The organism is Pedobacter caeni, assembly GCF_900129215.1.
Classification (GTDB): domain Bacteria; phylum Bacteroidota; class Bacteroidia; order Sphingobacteriales; family Sphingobacteriaceae; genus Pedobacter; species Pedobacter caeni.
In genome coordinates this window covers 793,761-813,953 of record NZ_FQUQ01000004.1, presented here as the reverse complement: position 1 = coordinate 813,953, position 20,193 = coordinate 793,761, and the positions used below count along the sequence as shown (strand labels likewise).

The following is a 20,193-nucleotide window of genomic DNA, read 5'->3' as shown; positions in this document are numbered from 1 at the left end:
ATCATGAAAATAATAGTCCTGCTCATTACGGCCGCGCTTAGCCTCGGCTCCTTTCATAAAACAATGGCACAAACAGAGAAAAAACAAGGAGCTGCAATGTTAAATCATATTGCGGTATACGTAACTGATCTGGAGAAATCCACAGCGTTTTATAAGAACGTTTTCGAATTTACCCAGATTCCGGAACCTTTTCACGATGGCCGGCATACCTGGTTTAGCTTAGGTCCTGCCGGACAGCTGCATTTGATTCAGGGAGCGAAAGGTAAGGGAAGCTTCGATAAAAATGAGCACTTGTGTTTCAGTGTAGGTTCAATCGAAACCTTTATTGAAAAGATTAAAGCTGAAGATATTCCTTATGAAAATTGGGCCGGAGCCGCTCAAACCGTCACATTGAGGGTGGATGGAATCAAACAGATTTATTTCCAGGATCCCGACGGACATTGGTTGGAAGTAAACGATGATCATTGAAAAACGTCTGTTTTGTTGTTTGATGATCGGTTTTTATCGCATTATTTGTAAATAAAACAATACAATTAGATTATAAATAATTAATATTGGGAACAACTTTTCCTAGCCTTATTTATTAATCAATTAATGACCTCTTACGATGATCTTCCCGACAGCGATCTGACGGAGCGACTCCGTTTAGGAGACAGCGCTGCATTTGCAGAGGTGTATGAACGTTTTTTTGTCGTGTTGTACAAACATGCATTAAACCGTCTTCGTGATGAAGAACAGGCTAAAGATATTGTTCAGGAATTGTTTGAAGATTTATGGAGTAAGAAAGCAAGCCTCTTTATTCAAAGTAACTTGTCGAATTATCTTTATACCGCAATCCGGAATAAAGTTTTAAAAGTGATTGCTCATCAAAATGTGGTCTCCGCCTATGCAGCAAAACAAGTTGCTTTTCTTAAACCTGATGAGGGACTTACAGATCACAGGGTAAGGGAGCGCCAACTGGCTGCTATTATTGAAAAAGAAGTCCAATCCCTGCCACCAAAGATGAAAGCTGTATTTGAGTTGAGCAGAAAGCACAACTATACGCATAAAGAGATCGCGGAACAGATGGATATTACGGAACAATCTGTGCGTAGTCATATCAAAAATGCCCTTAAAATCCTGAAAATTAAATTTCGGCTGGTCTATTATATGCTGATGATCTTTTGGTGAGTTTAGCTTTTTAAAAAAAGTTGAAAATATTTTACCCCCATGGTATGGGACTTAAAGGTCTATCTTTTATCATGCCATTAAAGGCCTTTTAAATCCCATGCGAAAAATTGATTTAGATGATTTACTGAATAAATATCATCATGACAATTGCAGTCCTGAAGAGCTTGCGTTGCTGGAAACCTGGTATGCCCAAAATACTCATCCGGACTGTGACATTGCTGAACAGCGGCTTCTGAACATAAAGGATGAAGTATGGACGAACCTGAAGCCTGATGCTGTTTTCAACCAACGCCGTTTATGGACCAGAATTTCTGCAGCAGCTATCGTACTGATCAGCTTATCCGTCGGCATTCTGTTTTATTTTAAGGGGAACACAAAAGCCGGCTCAGAGAATGGTCAGGATAAATTTGTGAAGAATGACATCAGCCCGGGATACAATAAAGCTTATCTAACATTGGCCAATGGGAAAAAGATTGTCTTAACTGATGTCGCTACCGGTCAGTTGGCAGAGGAGTCCGGAATGAAGATCAGTAAAAATGCAGAGGGACAGATTGTCTATACGATAGAAAGCACTAAAAGTGACGCAGCGGCAAGCGCCGGCGCGGTAAATACCATTGAAACACCAAGGGGAGGGCAATATCAGGTTTTGCTACCTGATGGTACAAAGGTTTGGCTGAACGCAGCATCGAAACTAACCTATCCGGTTTCTTTTGTGCATAAAGACCGGACGGTAGCATTGATTGGCGAAGCCTATTTCGAAGTGGCCAGAGATGCATCCCGTCCTTTTCGCGTAAAGAGTTCGGGTCAGGAAATAGAGGTCCTGGGGACTCATTTTAACGTTAATTCGTATAAAGATGAAACCAGTGTAAAAACAACCTTAATGGAAGGATCTGTACGTGTCTCCTCCGGATCGGGACCTGAAATTATACTTAAGCCGGGAGAACAGAGTGCGGCGAGTGGAAAAAATATTAAAGTGACCAGGGTGAATACGGAAGATGTCCTGGATTGGAGATATGGAAACTTTGTCTTTAACGATGAAAACCTGGAGAGCATTTTACGAAAAGTGGCCAGATGGTATGATGTGGAAATCGTTTATGAAATGGAACCATCAGAAATTTCCCTGCTCGGTAAAGTATCCCGTTCAAAAAATATATCTGCTATACTCAATGCCATTGAACAAACAGAACAGGCGCATTTCAAGATCGAAGGAAGGAGGATCATTGTGATGAAATAATTCTACATATCATGTAGGGTGCCCTGAAAAAAAGAGCCGCTGTGCTACCAACACGAACGGCTCTGATATTTAAATATCTCTTGTTCGGGAAAACCCATTCTTATTGCGACTAAACAACTCAATCAATTTAACCCAAACAATCAAATATATGATTATTTACCATCTTTTTAGGTGCAGGCCTTTGGCGTGGATACCTATTCAATTCTTAAGGATTATGAAGCTGATTCTAATTTTAATGTCCATAGGAATGCTACATGTAAGTGCTAATGGATATGCTCAGCGCATTACGCTGACGGAGACGAATGCCTCACTTGAAAAAATCATCAATAAAATAAGAACACAAAGTGGTTATGATTTTCTGGGTAATACCAGGTTAATCCGTAATGCTAAACCCATTGATATCAATGTTCAGGGGTCTACTATTGAACAAGTGTTGCAAATTTGTTTTGCCAATCAGGACCTGACCTATTCTGTAAATAACAATATTGTGGTCATCAGAAAAAAAACAGAAGCGGAGTTATTGAGGTCTGCTGCAGCTGTATTTGCTGCAATTGATGTGCGTGGCCGTATACTCGATGAGGCGGGCTACCCTCTTGGCGGTGCTTCTGTCAAACTAAAATCAGGGAGCAAAGGAGTAGGTACAGATGCGGCAGGAAATTTTCTGCTTAAAGATGTAGAAAAAGGTGCTGTTCTGGTCATCTCATATATTGGTTACCTTCCAAAAGAAGTAAAAGCAGCCGAAAATCTGGGTGATATTCAGCTGGAACAGGATGCGAAAGTCCTTGGTGATGTACTGATAACTGTTGCTTATGGAACTTCTACGAAAGCGGCTTATACAGGGGCAATCGCCAGTGTGGGGAAGGATGATTTAGCAAAAAGACCGGTTACAAATTTGCTTAGTGCCCTTGCTGGTGCGGCTCCCGGGATACAGGTAAGTGCAGGAAGCGGACAACCAGGAGCGGGTCCTACGATCAGATTACGCGGGACTGGTTCCATCAATGCTTCCAATGATCCTTTGTATGTCGTTGACGGTATTCAGTACGATGGAAATATCGGAAACCTGAATACAGAGGATATTGAAAGTATCAGTGTATTGAAAGATGCGGCTTCTTCTGCCTTATATGGTTCCAGTGCTGCAAATGGGGTGATTTTGATCACCACTAAAAAAGGTCGGGCAAATAAAGAACAACTGAGCATAAGAGCAATGCAGGGGGTAACTTCCAGAGGTGTACGGGAATACGAAACTGTAAATGCTGCTCAATATTATCCTTTAGCCTGGCAGGCCTTCAGAAATAGTCTGGTATATCCTACCGGGACTGCCCCGGGACTTTCTTTAGATGCGGCGAATACCATGGCAAGCAACGAAATTAAAACCTTATTAGGGAATAATCCCTTCAATGTAGACGACAAGTCGATTGTAGGTACGGATGGGTTGCTAAATCCCAATGCACAACTGAAATACGCTGATGACCTGAATTGGTTGGATGAGGTAAAAAGAGTAGGCTCAAGAGGGGACTATACAATGGCAGTTAGCGGAGGTTCCGATAAATCTGATTATTATGTTTCTCTTGGTTACCTGGATGAAAAAGGATACATCATCCGCTCGGATTTTAACAGAATTAATGGTAGGATCAACGTAAATTCCAAACCATTGAGCTGGTTTAAAACCGGACTGAACATTACAGGGAATCTGACCAGAGCCAATCAGGCTGATGCAGATGACAGTAACAGTTTTGTAAACCCTTTTAATTTTTCCAGAGGCATGGGGCCAATCTACCCGGTGTATGCTCATAATCCTTCAACAGGAGAGCTTCTTTATGATGAAAAAGGTGCAAAAATCTATGATACCGGAAACCTGTTTTCTTCCCTGGGGATTCCTAACCGACCTTCAGGAGCCAGTGTTGGACGTCACATCCTTCAGGAAACTTTGTTGAATAAAACTCAGACTAAAAGAAATGTACTGGGAGCCAGAACTTACGGGGAAATTACTTTTCTGAAAGATTTCAAATTCACCACCAATCTGGGCGTTGATGTAACTAATTATTTTTTCTCCGACTATCAGAATAAAATTGTGGGAGATGGGGCTCCAAACGGAAGAGCCAGAAATACTTCCACCACCACAACAGCGTATACAATTGAGCAGTTGTTAAATTATTCGAAAAAATTCGATAAACATAATATTGGTGTTTTATTAGGTCATAACAATTATAGTTACGGATATAAATACCTCAGCGGAGCCAGAAATACACAAATTCTGGATGGTAATGAGGAACTGGTCAATTTTGCTACAACCACGAATCTTTCTTCTTACGTTGATGAATACAAAAAGGAGGCTGCATTTATAAGGTTGAATTATGATTTCGATTCAAAATACTTTTTATCCGGATCCTATAGACGAGATGGTTCTTCAAGATGGGGACCAGGCCATAAATGGGGTAGTTTCTACGCATTAGGTGGTGCCTGGATTGCCAGTCAGGAAGAATTCATGAAAGACATCAAATGGGTAAATTATCTGAAAGTAAGGTCTTCTTACGGTTCATTGGGAAATGACTTTGCAACTACTGAAACTGGTGCACAAAACTATTATCCGTATCGTCCGTTTTACAGTTTAGGGTATAATAATGCTGGAGAACCGGGTGCCTTGTTAGCCAACGTAGCAGATGCGAAACTGAGCTGGGAAACCAATACCCAGGTGGATGTGGCTGTAGAGTTTGGATTGTTCGGAAATAGATTAAGAGGTTCATTCGAGCTGTTCAACAGACGTTCTACAGATTTGTTGTTTGGTGTTCCTTTGCCACTGTCTAATGGTATCGGTATTGGAAACGGAAATACCTATGGAAGTCGTATTAACAGGAATATCGGAAAGATGAGCAATAAGGGGATAGAGATCCAGCTTGGTGGAGATATTATAAAAGGCACTGGTTTTAATTGGGATATCAATGTAAACTGGACAATGATCCGAAATAAAATCACCAAGATGCCAACTGAAACGCCAAAATTTATCGATGGCACAAAACAATTGTCTGAGGGATATTCCCGCTATGAATTCTGGTTGCGTCAATGGGCAGGAGTAGATCCTAGTGATGGTGCAGGTTTATTTCTGCGCGATCCATTAAAGCCATTTGTACCTGCAGATATCAGAACTGTCAATGGACAAGAATATACTACAAACGTTAATAATGCGCTTTTTGCTTATTCCGGAACCTCAATACCAAAATTTGATGGAAGTATTACCAATACGTTCAGGTATAAGAACCTGACACTTGCTGTACAGATGAATTATGGTGTTGGAGGAAAATCAATGGATTCCAATTATCAGAGCCTGATGGCCTATAGCTCTTATGGAGGATCTTTACACGTGGATGCGCTAAAAAGCTGGCAACAAATCGGGGATCCGTCTGGTATTCCGAGACTTGATGTTGGCAGATCTTCGGTAAATAATGTGACTTCAAGCCGTTTTCTTATTGATGCATCTTATCTTGATTTGCGTTCTGTTAACCTGTCTTACGCGGTACCGCCGGTATGGATCAAAAGTATTGGACTGAGCAAGCTCAATGTCTTCGCTACCGGCGAAAATCTGTTCCTGCTCTCTAAACGTAAAGGATTTGATCCAAGACAAAACTTTAGTGGTACGAATTCGAATGTCTATACTCCGTCAAGAGTGCTGAGTTTAGGTGTAAATGCAACATTTTAAAAGAAGACAATTATGAAAAATCTACACAAAATATATTTGCCATTGGTAGTACTCGTTTTGTCAATGAGTGCTTGTAAAAAGGAGTATCTGAATACTGACCCTACCAGTCTGATAGACAACGGTGCTGTTTTTACCACCACTATAAATGCGATGACTGCTTTAAACGGAATGCACCGTTCACTGTATATCCAGTACTCAAGACAGGAAGAAGGCGGACAAGGCTCTGTCAACCTGAACATTGATTATATGGGTAATGACCTGATCAATACGGTAAGTACAACCACCTTCGGTGTTCATAAATGGATCACCCATAGAAGTGCAAATACCCTGAACAATGAGTTTATCTATACTTTCTATTACAGGATCATTCAGAATGCCAATATGATTATTGACAATATCGATGGTGCGACAGGACCTGATGCAGATAAAAAACTGATTAAAGGCGAGGCGCTGGCTTATCGTGCCTGGGCACATTTTGCGCTGGTACAGGTTTTTGGAAAACGGTACGATAAAGGGGCTTCCAATACCCAGGCCGGTGTGCCGGTGATGATCAATTCTGTACTTGATGGAGGAAAACCAAGAGCTTCTGTAGAAGAGGTCTATGCGCAGATCAATAAAGATATCGATGCAGCGATTGTAGAGTTAAACGGAGCAAGTGTCAGACCTACAAAATCACATTTGAACCTCAATGTTGCCAAAGGAATTAAAGCCAGGGTAGCGTTAGCTCAGGGATTATGGGCCGTGGCAGCGCAAAATGCTGCAGAAGCCAGAACAGGTCTGAATCTGATGAGTAATGCCGATTACAGGGCTGGTTTTAACAATATCGAGAACACAGAATGGATGTGGGGCAGCAAACAGGTGGAAGATCAGACGACCTATTTCTTTTCTTTCTTTTCCTATATGGGAACCTATGGTTCCAGTGCAAACAGAACGAACCCAAAACGGATCAATTCTGTATTGTATAATAAAATAGCGGCAACAGATGTTCGTAGAGGGCTTTGGGATCCAACGGGGGCCAATAAGGACTTCCCTGTGCCGACTGGTGGAGTCAGGTCAACTTTTATGCAACGCAAATTCACAAATGCAGGTACAACGAGTATCGGAGATGTTGTGAACATGAGGGTGGCTGAAATGTACCTGATTGAAGCAGAAGCAAAAGCTCATCTGGCAGTAGAAGGAAATGCTGCGGAAAATATAAATGCTCAGAATGCATTATTTACACTGGCAAAAAACCGTAATCCAAATTATGTTTTATCAACAAATGTTGGTGCTGCATTACTGGAAGAGATCCTGATCCAAAGAAGAGCAGAACTCTGGGGAGAAGGCTTTGGTTTCTTTGACCTGAAGCGTTTGAATTTACCAGTCGACAGAACCGGTGGAAATGCGACACTTGCCTTATCTGGCGTATTGTCTGTTCCTGCAGGTGGACCGGAATGGCAATGGTCTATTCCTCAGGCCGAGATTGACGCCAACCCGGCGATTGGTCCTGGTGGACAGAATCCATAGTTCTGAAAATATTTATACCTGAAAAGGCTGCTTCATCCCGGATGAAGCAGCCTTTTTTGTCAAACGGCCACCTTCCACCTTTTATGCGACCATAACCAATACGCCGGATGCGCTTTAATCGTTTCCTGAAGCTTATCCGCAAAACACCTCGTGATCTGTTGCTCCTCAGTTTGTTTCGCGGCATCGGTGATGAGCGAAAAACCTACTTCCCAGCAGTTGTCCGGTTTTCTTTTGATGTCTATATAAACCACAACCGCATCGGTGGCAATAGATAGCTTTTCAGCTCCATTGAACATATTGGTAGACTGATGAAGGAAATCAAACTTGGTATCTTCATTTATGCCCGGAAACTGATCTGCGATAAAAAGGGACATTTGTGGCTGGTCTTTTTGTTTCAGCAGATACCTTAATGCCTGATTTGCGGGGATCAGACGCATTCCAAAACGCCCCCTGATGTGATGAATCAGTTTGCCCATTACCGGGTTGCTGAGCGGCTTATAAATGGCATTCACATTAAAAGGAAGGTAGGCAGGTAGAATGTTCAGGTATTCCCAATTGCCATAATGTCCTAAAACAGCAATGATGTTTCTTTTCTGCTCATAATAATCCATCACCATTTCCACGTTAGACAAGGTTACTTTTTTAAGAAGTGAGCTGCTGCTGATCGAAAATAACCGGGTGGTCTCCAGAATCATAAGGGATAAATGCCGGTAAAAATCTTTGGAAATCTGCTGGATCTCCGCATAGGATTTAGTAGGTAAAGCCCGGGAAAGATTTTGCAGCACCACATTGTACCTGTACCTGAAAATCCGGTAAGACAGGAAGTACAGCATTTTTCCTAAAGTTCCCTTAGAAACGGAAAGAGGAAGTAATCCCAGCAGGTAAACAGGAAGGTAAACGGAAAGAAATGATAAGTAGTAAAGGGCTTTTTTTAGCGGATTATTCTTCACAGGGTTCATGGATAATTTTCAGGAAATAAGCAATTAAAACAACGAACAGTACCGTCGCAATTAATACAAAGCTGACCAGCCAGAAATATGGATTAGAAGTAAGTGCAGTCATAATTTTTAATCGTACCATTGGGATCATAGTTTAAGAAGCTTCAGGCTTCAATGAATTGGAATGAAGGCGAAATTAGGTTGAGGGGCCTGCTCAGAGAAAAGAAATTGACGAGCAGCGGGAATCTGTCCACGAACGGGATGTTTGACAGGATTTAGCAGAAATGTATGTTTCATGATCTGGGAATATTGGTCTTTGCCTTTAAGACAACAAGATTTGTCCTTACCCCTACGGCCGGAAGAAAATTATTTTTTACAGTGGATTTTATCTCCAATCTATCTATGCTAATAAAATTAGTATTTTTGTTATTTTGATGGAAATATTAGCATAACTTTGCTGTGATCTAAAATTTTTTTCATGTCTTCAGATAAGCACATCATTCACATGGACCAGGATGCTTTTTTCGTATCTGTAGAGGTCCGGAAAGATTCCAGTCTGGTCGGAAAGCCGGTCATCATTGGCGGAACTTCTGATCGGGGCGTAGTGGCATCCTGCAGCTATGAAGCCAGAAAGTTCGGGATACACTCGGCAATGAGTTCCCGGATGGCAAAAATGCTTTGCCCGCATGCTGTATTTATTAAGGGCAATATGGATGCTTATTCTGCAGCCTCCATGGAAATCACCGAGATTTTAAGAGACAGGGTTCCCCTGATTGAAAAAGCAAGCATAGACGAGCACTATATCGACATGACGGGGATGGACCGTTTTCACCATACCCTTCAATATGTAAAGGAACTAAGAGCTACCGTCATCAGAGAAACAGGACTACCCATTTCGTTTGGTTTATCAGTCAATAAAACCGTTTCAAAAATGGCAACGAATGAGTTCAAGCCAAATGGAGAAGCCAATATAGAACAAGAGGAGGTTCAGAACTTCATGAATCCTTTGTCGATCCGGAAGATTCCCGGATTAGGGGAGAAAACCTTTATTAAACTCAGTGATATGGGGATTAAAAAGATTTATACCCTTGCACAGCTCCATCCCGATCAGATGAATAGCATTCTCGGTAAGAATGGGCTGTCGCTGTTGCAAAAGGCAAAAGGTGTAGATCATTCTCCGGTTATTCCTTACCAGGAACAGAAAAGCATCAGTACCCAATGTACTTTCAAAGCAGACAGCATTGATGTGGATACGATTAATAACCTCCTGACCTCTATGGTGATGGACCTGGCTTTTGACCTCCGGCAGAAAAAGAAACTTACGGCCTGCATCACGGTCACCATCCGATATTCTAATTTTGAAGACGTCACCAAACAAATCGCAATTACCTATACTTCCCTTGACCGTGTTCTGATTCTTAAAACAAAAGAATTGTTTCGTCAGGTATACCAGAAACGGATGTTGTTGCGCCTGGTGGGTGTACGCTTTTCTAACCTGGTGAGCGGTCATGAACAGATCGATTTATACAGTGAATCCCAGGAACAATACAGCCTGTACCAGGCGCTGGATAAGATCAGAAAGCGCTTCGGGGATAAGGCGATTAAACTGGCTTCAACCATGAATTTAGAACTGTAGCTCATGTACCTGAATGTCCATTCCCATTATAGCCTCCGTTATGGTACGATGTCTATGCCTCAGCTCATTGACGAAGCAGTGGCGCTTGGCATTACCCAGATGGTACTCACCGACATCAATAACTCTACAGGGGTGATGGAGTTCATGCGGACCTGTGAAGAAAAAGGGATCAAACCTATTGGAGGCATGGAATTCCGGAGGGATAAAAAGCTGTTGTACATTGGCATTGCCAGAAACAGGGAAGGGATGAAGGAGCTGAACGATTTTCTTACCCTGCACAACCTGGAGCAAAAAGAGTTGCCCGATCTGGCAGAAGCGATGGATAATGCCTATATCGTTTATCCTTTTGGGCATACAGAAACCTTAAGAAATAACGAATACCTGGGCATCCGCTTTGATGAGCTTTCTCAATTGTACCATCAGGACCTGTTGGCGATAAAAGATAAGCTGTTGGTTTTGCAACCTGTATTTGTAGCGGATAAACTAGGATACCGGCTACACGAATACCTCCGGGGAATAGACCTGAATACCCTGATCACGATGGTGGGCCCGGCCGATAAATGTACCGATACAGACCGGTTTCTTCCTCCGGGAGAGCTGGAAAGCCGCTTTAATAAATATGCCTTCATCCTCGATAATACCCGCAACCTGATGAACACCTGTGTCATGGATTATCCGAAAGGGAAGGTCCACCTCAACCGGCGTACCTTTACCGGAAAAAAGGAAGATGATAAGGCCCTGCTGTATAAGCTGGCAATAGAAGGGCTGGAACGCCGCTATGGGAAAAATAATAAAGCCGCCTTAAAGAAAGTAAAGGAAGAGCTTAAGGTGATCGATGAACTTGATTTTTGTGCCTATTTCCTCATCACCTGGGACATTATCCGCTATTCGATGGCAAAAGGATATTACCATGTGGGCAGGGGTTCCGGAGCCAACAGCACCGTTGCCTATTGTCTGCAGATTACCGATGTAGATCCTATTGAACTGAACCTGTATTTTGAACGTTTCCTGAATGCACAGCGGACCTCTCCACCGGATTTTGATATTGATTATTCCTGGGACGAAAGGGAAGATGTACAGGACTATATCTTTAAGCGCTATGGCAAAGCACATACTGCTTTACTGGGGACCATGTCGACTTTCAAAGACCGTAGTGTGATCCGGGAAATCGGAAAAGTAATGGGTTTGCCTAAAGCCGAAATAGATAGTTTTACGGATCGCACAAAGGAAGCCGAAAATAAGAATAACCCCACTTTTAAGAAGATCATGGCGGCCTATGCACTGATGGGAAATATGCCAAACCAACGTTCCATTCATGCCGGAGGGGTGCTGATCTCTGAGGAGCCGATTACCTATTATACCGCATTGGACCTGCCCCCAAAGGGAATGCCTACCGTACAATGGGACATGTATGAGGCAGAGAAAATCGGTTATGATAAATATGATATTTTAAGTCAGCGGGGAATTGGTCATATTAAAGAAGCCGTGTGTCTGGTAGAAGAAAACCTGCAGCAAAAAATAGATATCCATCAGGTAAAGATATTCATGCAGGATCCGAATCTCAATACCAGGCTGCATTCGGGCAATACCATTGGCTGCTTTTACATTGAGTCTCCGGCAATGCGGCAATTGCTGATCAAACTAGGCTGCGATAATTACCTGACTCTTGTTGCAGCAAGCTCGATCATTCGTCCGGGAGTGGCCCAGTCAGGAATGATGAAGACCTATATCCAGAGTTTTCATGATCCCAAAAATGTAAAATACCTGCATCCCGTAATGAAGGAAACACTGGGCGATACTTATGGGGTAATGGTTTATCAGGAGGATGTGATCAAGGTCTGTATACATTATGCCGGTATGGATGGTACTGATGCGGATATTCTGAGAAGAGGCATGAGTGGGAAATACCGTTCCAGAACAGAGTTCGACAAACTGGTTGAAAAGTTCTTCGAAGGATCAATGTTGTTGGGAAGAGCGGAAGAAACCACCAGGGAGGTCTGGCGACAAGTATCTTCTTTTGCCGGATATAGTTTTTCGAAGGCACATTCGGCAAGTTTTGCAGTAGAGAGTTACCAGAGTTTGTACCTGAAAACTTATTTCCCCAGGGAGTTTATGGTCGCTGTACTCAATAATTACGGAGGCTTTTATTCCAGGTGGTTGTATGTACATGAATTGAAAAAAGCAGGGGCAGTTGTCCATTTACCTTGTGTAAATCACAGCAGGCAGGTGGTCTGTATCCGGGGGATGGAAGCTTATCTGGGCCTGATCGGTATACAGGGGCTGGAGAATAAGTTCATAGAACTGCTGCCGGAAGAACGGAGATTACATGGCGATTATACCGGTCTGGAGGATCTGGTCAGGCGTACCGGGATGGGATTGGAACAGGTGATTATTCTGATTCGGGTAGGGGCATTGCGCTTTACTGGAAGGAGTAAAAAGGAGCTGCTTTGGGATGTGCACATGCTTTTAGGTAAAAAGGATAAACCCCTTAGCGATGCAGAGCTGTTCCGGGTCGAAGCAAAACATTATGAACTGCCAACGCTCATCAATACCAAACTGGAAGATGCTTATCATGAACTGGAATTGCTGGGCTTCCCGCTTAGCCTTTCTATGTTTGACCTGTTGCAAACAGGCTATCGTGGCGATCTCTGTACCTCAGAACTGATCAGCCATGTAGGAAAAATAGTAAAAATGGTAGGGCTTTACGTTTGTGAGAAAACAGTACATACCAAAAACAATAAGAAGATGTGGTTCGGTACTTTTCTGGACGCAGAAGGAAACTTCTTTGATACCACACACTTCCCGGATTCTACCCCGGTTTACCCTTTCAGGGGGACTGGCTGTTACCTGATTCTGGGAAAAATAGTAACAGATTTCGGCTTCCCAAGTGTGGAGGTGATCCGCTTTGCGAAATTGCCCATTGTCGATAATCCGGTAATGGCGTAATGCCGGGGCCTCCTGGTTTTATGATGCTGGTGCAAAAGGATAAAATGTAAATTTCTTCAAAGAGAAAAATTGATTACTTTTGTCAAAATAACCACAACCCTTTAAAGACCAATGTCATGTAATACGATTAAAATAAATTAGAAATCCATTTCCCCCATTTCATGGGTGGAGGTGTCTGTCTTATCTTTTATTTTAATTTTATATCATGAGTATTTCACAAAAATACGGTCGTACCTATCACTACCCTTTTTCTCCGGGGACTACCAGTGACGACAGAATACAACATCACTATTGGGAGCAATTAGAAAAAATCCCTGCCCTGATCCATACAGAGAAACTGGATGGGGAAAACAATTGTCTTTCCAGACATGGTGTCTTTGCCCGTTCCCATGCTGCACCTACCACTTCTCCATGGACCGAAAGTCTCAGGAGATTCTGGCAGTTGATCAGGAACGATCTTGGAACGCTTGAGATTTTCCTGGAGAACCTGTATGCCGTTCATTCTATCGAATACCGTTCGCTGGAGCATCATTTTTATGTCTTTGGCATCAGGCAACAGGACCAATGGCTCAGCTGGGAGGAAACCAGGTTTTACGCGGCCATGCTGGATTTGCCCACTGTACCGGTGATCGGGAGTTTTAAGCCTGCGGGCGACAGGCCTTCTTTTGAGAAAGAGGTCCTGCAACTGGCAGCAGGAAGAGGTCTGTTCGATCCGCATGATGCCTATAGTGGCAATCTGGCTACCATTGAAGGAATTGTAACCCGAAATTCGGAAAGCTATCCCGTAGCCGGATTTGCGGATAATGTGTTTAAATATGTAAGAAAGGGGCACGTAAAAACGGACCAGCACTGGACCCGTAACTGGAAACGCGCCGCGCTGAATAATGAAGGAGGTACCTATGTGGACCATCAGTAAAGACAAATCCTGGCCAGAACTGGAAAAACAGTTCGACTGGGTGAAACGTATGGAGGAAGTTCCTCAGGATAAAATTTATCATGCCGAAGGCAATGTGGCGGTACATACGCAAATGGTATTGGCTGCTTTGGAAAATGACAAATGCTTTCAGCAGCTAGCTGCTCAGGAAAAAGAAATGCTTTGGGCCTCGGCATTGCTGCATGATGTAGAGAAATACAGTACTACGGTATTGGAACAGGATGGCAGCATCAGTTCAAAAGGGCATGCCCGGAAAGGAGCAATGAAAGCCAGGCAGGTTCTGTACAAGGATCAACCCGCCCCTTTTTACATTCGTGAACAAATTGTGGCACTGGTGAGGTATCATGGGCTTCCGATCTGGCTTTTCGAAAAACCGGATCCCCTGAAAGCACTGATCATGGCCAGTATGGAGGTCAATACCGAATGGCTGGCATTGCTGGCAAGAGCCGATATGTTGGGGCGTATCTGTGAAGACCAGGAGGCAATGCTGTACCGGATTGATTGCTTTGAAGAGTTCTGCAGGGAGCAGGGATGTTGGGGGATCGCTAGGCCCTTTGTATCTGATGATGCCCGCATGTATTATTTACAAAGAGAAAATGCCTATCCGGATTATATCCCTTTTGAGGTTCCTTTAATGGAAGTGGTACTCATGAGCGGATTGCCGGGGTCGGGGAAAGATACGTTTATTAAAAAGAACTTTCCGGATATGGAAGTGATCTCTTTGGACGATATCCGTCGGGAATGGGGAATTAAACCTACGGACAAGGCTGGAAATGGCCGGGTGATACAGGAAGCCAAAGAGCGGGCAAGGGTCTTGCTGCGTAAACAACAAGGCTTTGTCTGGAATGCGACCAATACCACCAGCCAGATGAGGATGCAACTGATCGATCTCTTCAGCACTTATAAAGCAAAGGTCCGCATCGTGTATATCGAAAGTCCTTATGCAATGCTACATCGTCAAAATAAGGGGAGGGAAGCCATTGTGCCAGACCTGGTTATGGAGAAGCTCATCCATAAGCTGGAGGTCCCGGCACCATGGGAGGCACATGCAGTCTCTTATCATAGTTCCTGAATAGAACTCTTACAGGTCTTGAGTTTCATTGTTGTGTATAATATACATTTGTGTTTATTTTTTTTACTTAATTTTATTTGTATTTCCCTTTTTATGATGACATATTGTTTCTATTTTTGAATTTATATTAATTGATTTAAATTTATTGCGCTTTTTGTGTTTGTTATTGTTGTTTTGTGTAAAAAGACAATCCTGGCAGCTGAGATTGCTGATGTTTTTCTATTCTTTTAATGAAATCATCTGTAGTCCAGCGAACAGAATAAAAAACGGGGCGTTACTGAAAAGCCATATGAGTAGGACGATTATTAAACTCAATTGATGAAAAAAATTCTATCTGTTTCTGCGTTATCCCTTACTTTACTTTTTTCTGGCTGTGCAACCATCTTTACCGGTTCAAAACAAACTGTTCAAATCAATTCGGTTCCTCCGGGAGCTGATATAGAAGTGGATGGATTAAGTTCTGGCGTAACACCAGCTCCTGTGAGGCTTAAAAAGGGCTTTACCGGGCAAACGGTTACTTTAAAGAAAGCTGGTTTTGAAACAAAAACATTCCAGCCAGCAACAACATTTAATGCCGTATCTGTTATAAATTTACTTTTTATCATCGGTTGGGGTATTGATGCGGCTACTGGAGCAATGATGAAATATGATCCTAAGGTTTACGAAATGAAATTAGAACCGTCAAAAGAATCGTCAAAAGAGGTTCCAAAGGAAACCGTAAAAGAAGCAGCTAAAGCAAACTAACATTTGAGCATCTTTTAGGAATATCCGGAAGGCTGAATGGAAAATTCCATTCAGCCTTTTTTACGCCTTGTTTTCTCCCAGTTTATTGATAAATCCTCTTGGTGTTTCTCCGTATTGCTTCCTGAACTCCCTGCTGAAATATTTAGGATCATTAAATCCTACCAGATAAGAAATCTCTGATATGGTATAAACCCGCTGCTCCAATAGCTGGGCGGCCTTTTTTAAGCGGATAGATTTGATGAAATCATTTACAGAAAGGTCTGTAATCGCCCGTATTTTCTTGTATAAAACGGGCTGACTCATTCCAATTTCGGTAGCCAGGTCCGGAACAGCAAAACTTTGATCAGCCATGTTGTCTTCAATATACTTTAATACCTTACTCATAAAGGCCTGGTCCATTGATCCGATAATGACATTCTGAGGTTGTAAGGTCACCTGTTGTCCATATTTTTGTCGCATGGCGGCTCTGGAATTTAACAGGTTCCTGATGTTGAGTTCCAGCAATTCTGTACTGAAAGGTTTGGTGATATAAGCATCTGCACCAGTCTCCAGTCCTGTGACCTGATGGATATGTGTAGACCTTGCAGTGAGTAAGACCACTGGAATATGACTGGTCCGTTCATCTTCTTTTAGCTTCCTGCAAAGCTCCAGTCCGTCCATTATGGGCATCATGATGTCGCAGATGATCAGGTCGGGCAGGAGCTCAATGGCGGTTTCCCAGCCCTTCCATCCATCCTCACTTTCGATCACCTGATAGCTCTGGTTGAGCAGCCCGGAAATGAGTTGTCTGATTTCCGGATTATCCTCTACCACTAAAATCGTTTCATGACCTGCTATAGGTTTGATCTCTTTTACTGAAGGCTGATTTTCGTTCAATAGGGGAGAAACATGCAGATCATAACCAATGTTTTCCATCAGTTCTGCCGGTTTAAAATGGGTCTTTCCTTTTTGAAGCATAACGGTAAAGCAAGTGTCACCAGCCTTTTCTCCGATTGCAGGATGACTTTCTATCCCAATTTTTCCGTGGTGTGAGACCACAATACTTTTGGAAAGTGCCAGGCCTATCCCCGAACCAATATGACTTGAACCTTGTTCGTCCACCTGAAAAAAGTCGCTGAACAGCTTATTCTGACTTTCATAGGGGATTCCTTTCCCGTTATCTCTTACCTTGATCTCTACCACATTATCCCGTTCCTGAACAGAGAGCGTGATCTGTCCCTGGTCATCCGTAAATTTAAAAGCATTACTGAGTAAATTGAAAAGTACTTTCTCCAATTGCCCCTTATCAAAATAGAGTAGAATAGATTCCTGTGTACATTCAAAGGTATATCCGATGTTCCTGTTAATGGCAATATGGTGGAAGGCCAGGAAGATTTCCCTGGTAAAGCTCACGATGTTCTCCCTGCTCACTGTCAATTTCAGATGCCCTGCTTCTGCCTTTCTGAAGTCCATTAATTCAGTAATCAGCCTCATTAAGCGGTCTGCATTATTTTTTATGGGAATCACCTGCCGGTGGATCTCCATATTGTCCTGTGTGTTTCTCAGCAGGTTCTCCAGTGGGCCCAGAATAAGTGTCAGTGGGGTTCTGATCTCATGGGAGATATTGGTAAAAAAACTGAGCTTCATCTGCTGCAGGTCTACCGATCTTTTTAATAGTGCCCGGATCACAATATAACGGACGATAAGAAAGAGGATCACTGCAAGGATTAAAATATACCCGCAATAGGCCCACCAGCTGGCCCATAAGGCAGGTTTGATCCGGATCTCTATCACTGCCGGACGAGTGCCGGAAATCCCGTCGTTATTGATTCCCTTAACCAGGAAAGTATAATCGCCGGAGGGAAGATTGGAGTAAGTGGCACTGGGATCGCTCGTATAGTTCCAGTCTTTATCGTAATCTTTCAGTAGATAAGCATACCTGTTTTTATCAGATTTGATATAGTTTAACAAGGCAAAACCAAGGGTAAAGTGATTCTGGTCATGTGCAAAGGTGATGCTTTTGCTGCTGCTCAGATCCTCCTTTAAAAGTTGATCCGGACCGTTTACCGCAACAGGAAGGTTAAATAATTTCAGGCCGGTAAACACAATGGGACTGTGCTGCCGGTTGATCTCAATCTGCCTGGCGTAAAAGGAAGTCAGCCCGTTGTAACCACCAAAAAAAAGAGCCCCTTTGCTGTCTTTGAAATAAGAGCGTACATTGAAATCATTTCCGGCAAGACCGTCACTTTTGGTATAGGTCTGAAATTTCCCTGTTTCGGGATCCAGTTTTGATAAACCATTATCAGTACTGATCCATAAATTACGGGCTTCATCCTCAATCACACCCAGCACATTGTTATTGGATAACCCCTCTTTTTCTGTATAGGTTTTGAACTTTTTTGTGCCTGGATCATAAATGCTCAATCCTCCAAAATAAGTTCCTATACAAAGCTTCCCTGTAGCCGTTTGCACGATACAATTGATGTAATCAGATTGAAGTTGATTACGGTCATTCTTATCCTTTAAAAAAGTACGGAGCTGTTTGCTGTTTAAATTATAGACATTTAAGCCTCTCTGGGTGCCAATCCAGAGGTTTTTATCCCGATCTTCAAACAATACCTGTATGTGTTTGTCCGGGAGCAGTTTCTCCAGAGGACTCTTTATCGTATAAGCTGCGGGATCTCCGGTTTTCATCTTTAGCAGAGTGAGCCCGGAGTAAGAGCCAATCCAGATATCCCGGTTACTGTCTTCACAAATGGCAATGATTTCGGCAGTGCTGACCGTGCGGTTGGTATCCTTCACATTAACGACAGACCTGAAGCTTTTATCCCTGGGGTTAAAGATGTTCAGTCCGCCATGATGTGTTCCTATTAATAAGTTTCCATTTCTGTCTTTACAAATGGTTTTGATCAGGTTAGAGGTCAGACCGTGTTTATTGTTCAGGCTGATTTTATAATTTGTATAGGTATTGTTGCGTCTGTTATAATAGTTTAAACCACCGCCTTCTGTTCCTATCCACAGGTTCTGCTGGTCGTCTTCCACGATGGAACTTACGATGTTGCTGCTGATGCTTGGCCGCAGCTTGCTGTTCTTGTAAGTATGGAACTGTGTAGCGAAAGGGTGAACAATGTTTACCCCTCCATAAAAGGTGCCTATCCAGATGCTGTGGTTTCGGTCCTGAAAAATACTATGTACCGAATTATGTGTCAGGCTTTCTTTTAATTCCGGATCATGTTGGTAATTGATGAATTTTTTACGCTCCGGATCGAAAATGCTTAGCCCTTCCTGTGTTCCGATCCAGAGCATTCCTTTCCGGTCCGGCATGATTTCACGGATGTCATTATGAACCAGTGAATTGAGGTTGTCGCTATGCCGGTAAACCGAAAAAGAAGAGTCGGTTTTATTGAACAGGTTTAGCCCATTGTCCGTTCCGATCCAGATGTTCTGCTGTGCATCAAAAGCCAGGCTGGTAATGTAATTGGAACTCAGACTTCCCTTCTTCGTTTGGTCATGCCGATATACCTTGTATTGTTCATTTTTAAGGTTCATACAGACCAATCCGTCACTGGTAGCGAACCAAACATGGTCATTACGGTCTCTTAATGTCGCATAAATGCTGTTTATCGCCTGACTGGCGGAGCTGCCTTTAAACAAGAAAGTCCTGAACTCATTCTTTTTGCGGTCGCTGAGCAGGCTGACTCCACGCAGGGTGCTGATCCATATGTTACCTTTTAAATCCTGATAAATATGTTCTATTGAATTGCTGCTGATTCCATGTTTAAGTTTAGGATCTGCAGTAATGCGCCTGAAGTCGTCATTTTTTGAGTCGTATCTGTTTAATCCTCTGACTGTCCCTACCCAAAGCACACCTTCTTTGTCGGTTAGAACTGAGGTGATGTCATCACTGGAGATACTCCTGGGATCATTGGGGTTGTTTTTGTAGACCTTAAACTGATAGCCGTCGTACCGGTTTAATCCGTGCTTTGTTCCAAACCATATAAACTGCTGCTGATCCTGGGTAATGGCCATGACAGAGTTCTGTGAAAGACCGTTTTCCAGCGTCAGGTTGCTGAAACTAATGTCTTTCTGTGCATAACTGTTCAGCTGCCATAAAATAAGAAAGGAAAGCAATGGCAAACCAAAGCTCCTTTTAATAGATCTCATACTTGTTCCCTCCCCACGGGCTGTTAATATTGGTTTAGCTAAGCTATGAATATCGGATTATTCATCCTTATTATTTAGAAAATATTGTTGAATTGTTGCAGGAAGACGGTTTGTTTTGATTTTTCTACCCTTTCTTTTAGAATATTCATCCTTTTAAAAAAAAGAATCCTACAGCT

13 protein-coding genes are annotated in these 20,193 nt (G+C 42.7%); 10 read left to right on the top strand and 3 right to left on the bottom strand.

The window, feature by feature from the left end; genetic code table 11:
- Positions 1–3: 3 nt before the first annotated feature.
- The 5 genes from BUC20_RS22890 to BUC20_RS22870 all read left to right on the top strand — a co-directional run bounded on the left by BUC20_RS22890 (position 4) and on the right by BUC20_RS22870 (position 7,604).
- Positions 4–468 (top strand): VOC family protein, encoded by a 465-nt coding sequence (locus BUC20_RS22890; RefSeq protein ID WP_234994579.1) that lies wholly within the window; start codon positions 4–6, stop codon positions 466–468.
- A 126-nt stretch (positions 469–594) separates the two neighbouring features.
- On the top strand, positions 595–1,170 hold the full coding sequence (locus BUC20_RS22885) for an RNA polymerase sigma factor (RefSeq protein ID WP_073233454.1): 576 nt from the start codon (positions 595–597) through the stop codon (positions 1,168–1,170).
- Positions 1,171–1,267: 97 nt separating this feature from the next.
- Positions 1,268–2,404: a FecR family protein gene (locus tag BUC20_RS22880; protein ID WP_073233452.1), complete on the top strand. Its 1,137-nt coding sequence runs from the start codon at positions 1,268–1,270 to the stop codon at positions 2,402–2,404.
- Between the two features lie 214 nt (positions 2,405–2,618).
- Positions 2,619–6,098 carry a TonB-dependent receptor gene (locus tag BUC20_RS22875; protein WP_159441150.1) on the top strand — a complete coding sequence of 1,160 codons (3,480 nt, stop codon included), beginning with the start codon at positions 2,619–2,621 and terminating at the stop codon, positions 6,096–6,098.
- A gap of 12 nt (positions 6,099–6,110) precedes the next feature.
- Positions 6,111–7,604 carry a RagB/SusD family nutrient uptake outer membrane protein gene (locus BUC20_RS22870; RefSeq protein WP_073233448.1) on the top strand — a complete coding sequence of 498 codons (1,494 nt, stop codon included), beginning with the start codon at positions 6,111–6,113 and terminating at the stop codon, positions 7,602–7,604.
- Between the two features lie 59 nt (positions 7,605–7,663).
- Here the strand turns inward: BUC20_RS22870 and BUC20_RS22865 are convergent, their stop codons facing one another.
- Together BUC20_RS22865 and BUC20_RS33970 are read right to left on the bottom strand one after the other, a co-directional pair.
- Positions 7,664–8,554, bottom strand: a complete 891-nt coding sequence (locus tag BUC20_RS22865; RefSeq protein ID WP_159441149.1) for a lysophospholipid acyltransferase family protein — start codon at positions 8,552–8,554, stop codon at positions 7,664–7,666.
- The gene (locus BUC20_RS33970; protein ID WP_159441148.1) at positions 8,544–8,684 is read right to left on the bottom strand and encodes a hypothetical protein; all 141 of its coding nucleotides are present in this window, start codon (positions 8,682–8,684) and stop codon (positions 8,544–8,546) included. The genes BUC20_RS22865 and BUC20_RS33970 overlap by 11 nt, the downstream gene beginning before the upstream one ends.
- A gap of 336 nt (positions 8,685–9,020) precedes the next feature.
- Here BUC20_RS33970 and dinB point away from each other — a divergent pair, with 336 nt between their 5' ends.
- The 5 genes from dinB to BUC20_RS22840 all read left to right on the top strand — a co-directional run bounded on the left by dinB (position 9,021) and on the right by BUC20_RS22840 (position 15,874).
- On the top strand, positions 9,021–10,178 hold the full coding sequence (dinB, locus tag BUC20_RS22860; RefSeq protein ID WP_073233444.1) for a DNA polymerase IV: 1,158 nt from the start codon (positions 9,021–9,023) through the stop codon (positions 10,176–10,178).
- A 3-nt stretch (positions 10,179–10,181) separates the two neighbouring features.
- On the top strand, positions 10,182–13,124 hold the full coding sequence (locus BUC20_RS22855) for a DNA polymerase III subunit alpha (protein ID WP_073233442.1): 2,943 nt from the start codon (positions 10,182–10,184) through the stop codon (positions 13,122–13,124).
- A 205-nt stretch (positions 13,125–13,329) separates the two neighbouring features.
- A complete protein-coding gene (locus BUC20_RS22850; protein WP_073233440.1) occupies positions 13,330–14,040 on the top strand; it encodes an RNA ligase family protein in 711 nt (236 codons plus the stop codon).
- Positions 14,009–15,130 carry an AAA family ATPase gene (locus tag BUC20_RS22845; RefSeq protein WP_234994578.1) on the top strand — a complete coding sequence of 374 codons (1,122 nt, stop codon included), beginning with the start codon at positions 14,009–14,011 and terminating at the stop codon, positions 15,128–15,130. Before BUC20_RS22850 ends, BUC20_RS22845 begins: the two co-directional genes overlap by 32 nt.
- Positions 15,131–15,448: 318 nt before the next feature.
- Entirely contained in the window at positions 15,449–15,874 is a 426-nt protein-coding gene (locus tag BUC20_RS22840) for a PEGA domain-containing protein (RefSeq protein ID WP_073233436.1), read from the top strand.
- A gap of 60 nt (positions 15,875–15,934) precedes the next feature.
- On the opposite strand, the gene BUC20_RS22835 is transcribed toward BUC20_RS22840, so the two are convergent.
- The gene (locus BUC20_RS22835) at positions 15,935–20,017 is read right to left on the bottom strand and encodes a hybrid sensor histidine kinase/response regulator transcription factor (RefSeq protein WP_073233434.1); all 4,083 of its coding nucleotides are present in this window, start codon (positions 20,015–20,017) and stop codon (positions 15,935–15,937) included.
- Between the last annotated feature and the right edge of the window lie 176 nt (positions 20,018–20,193).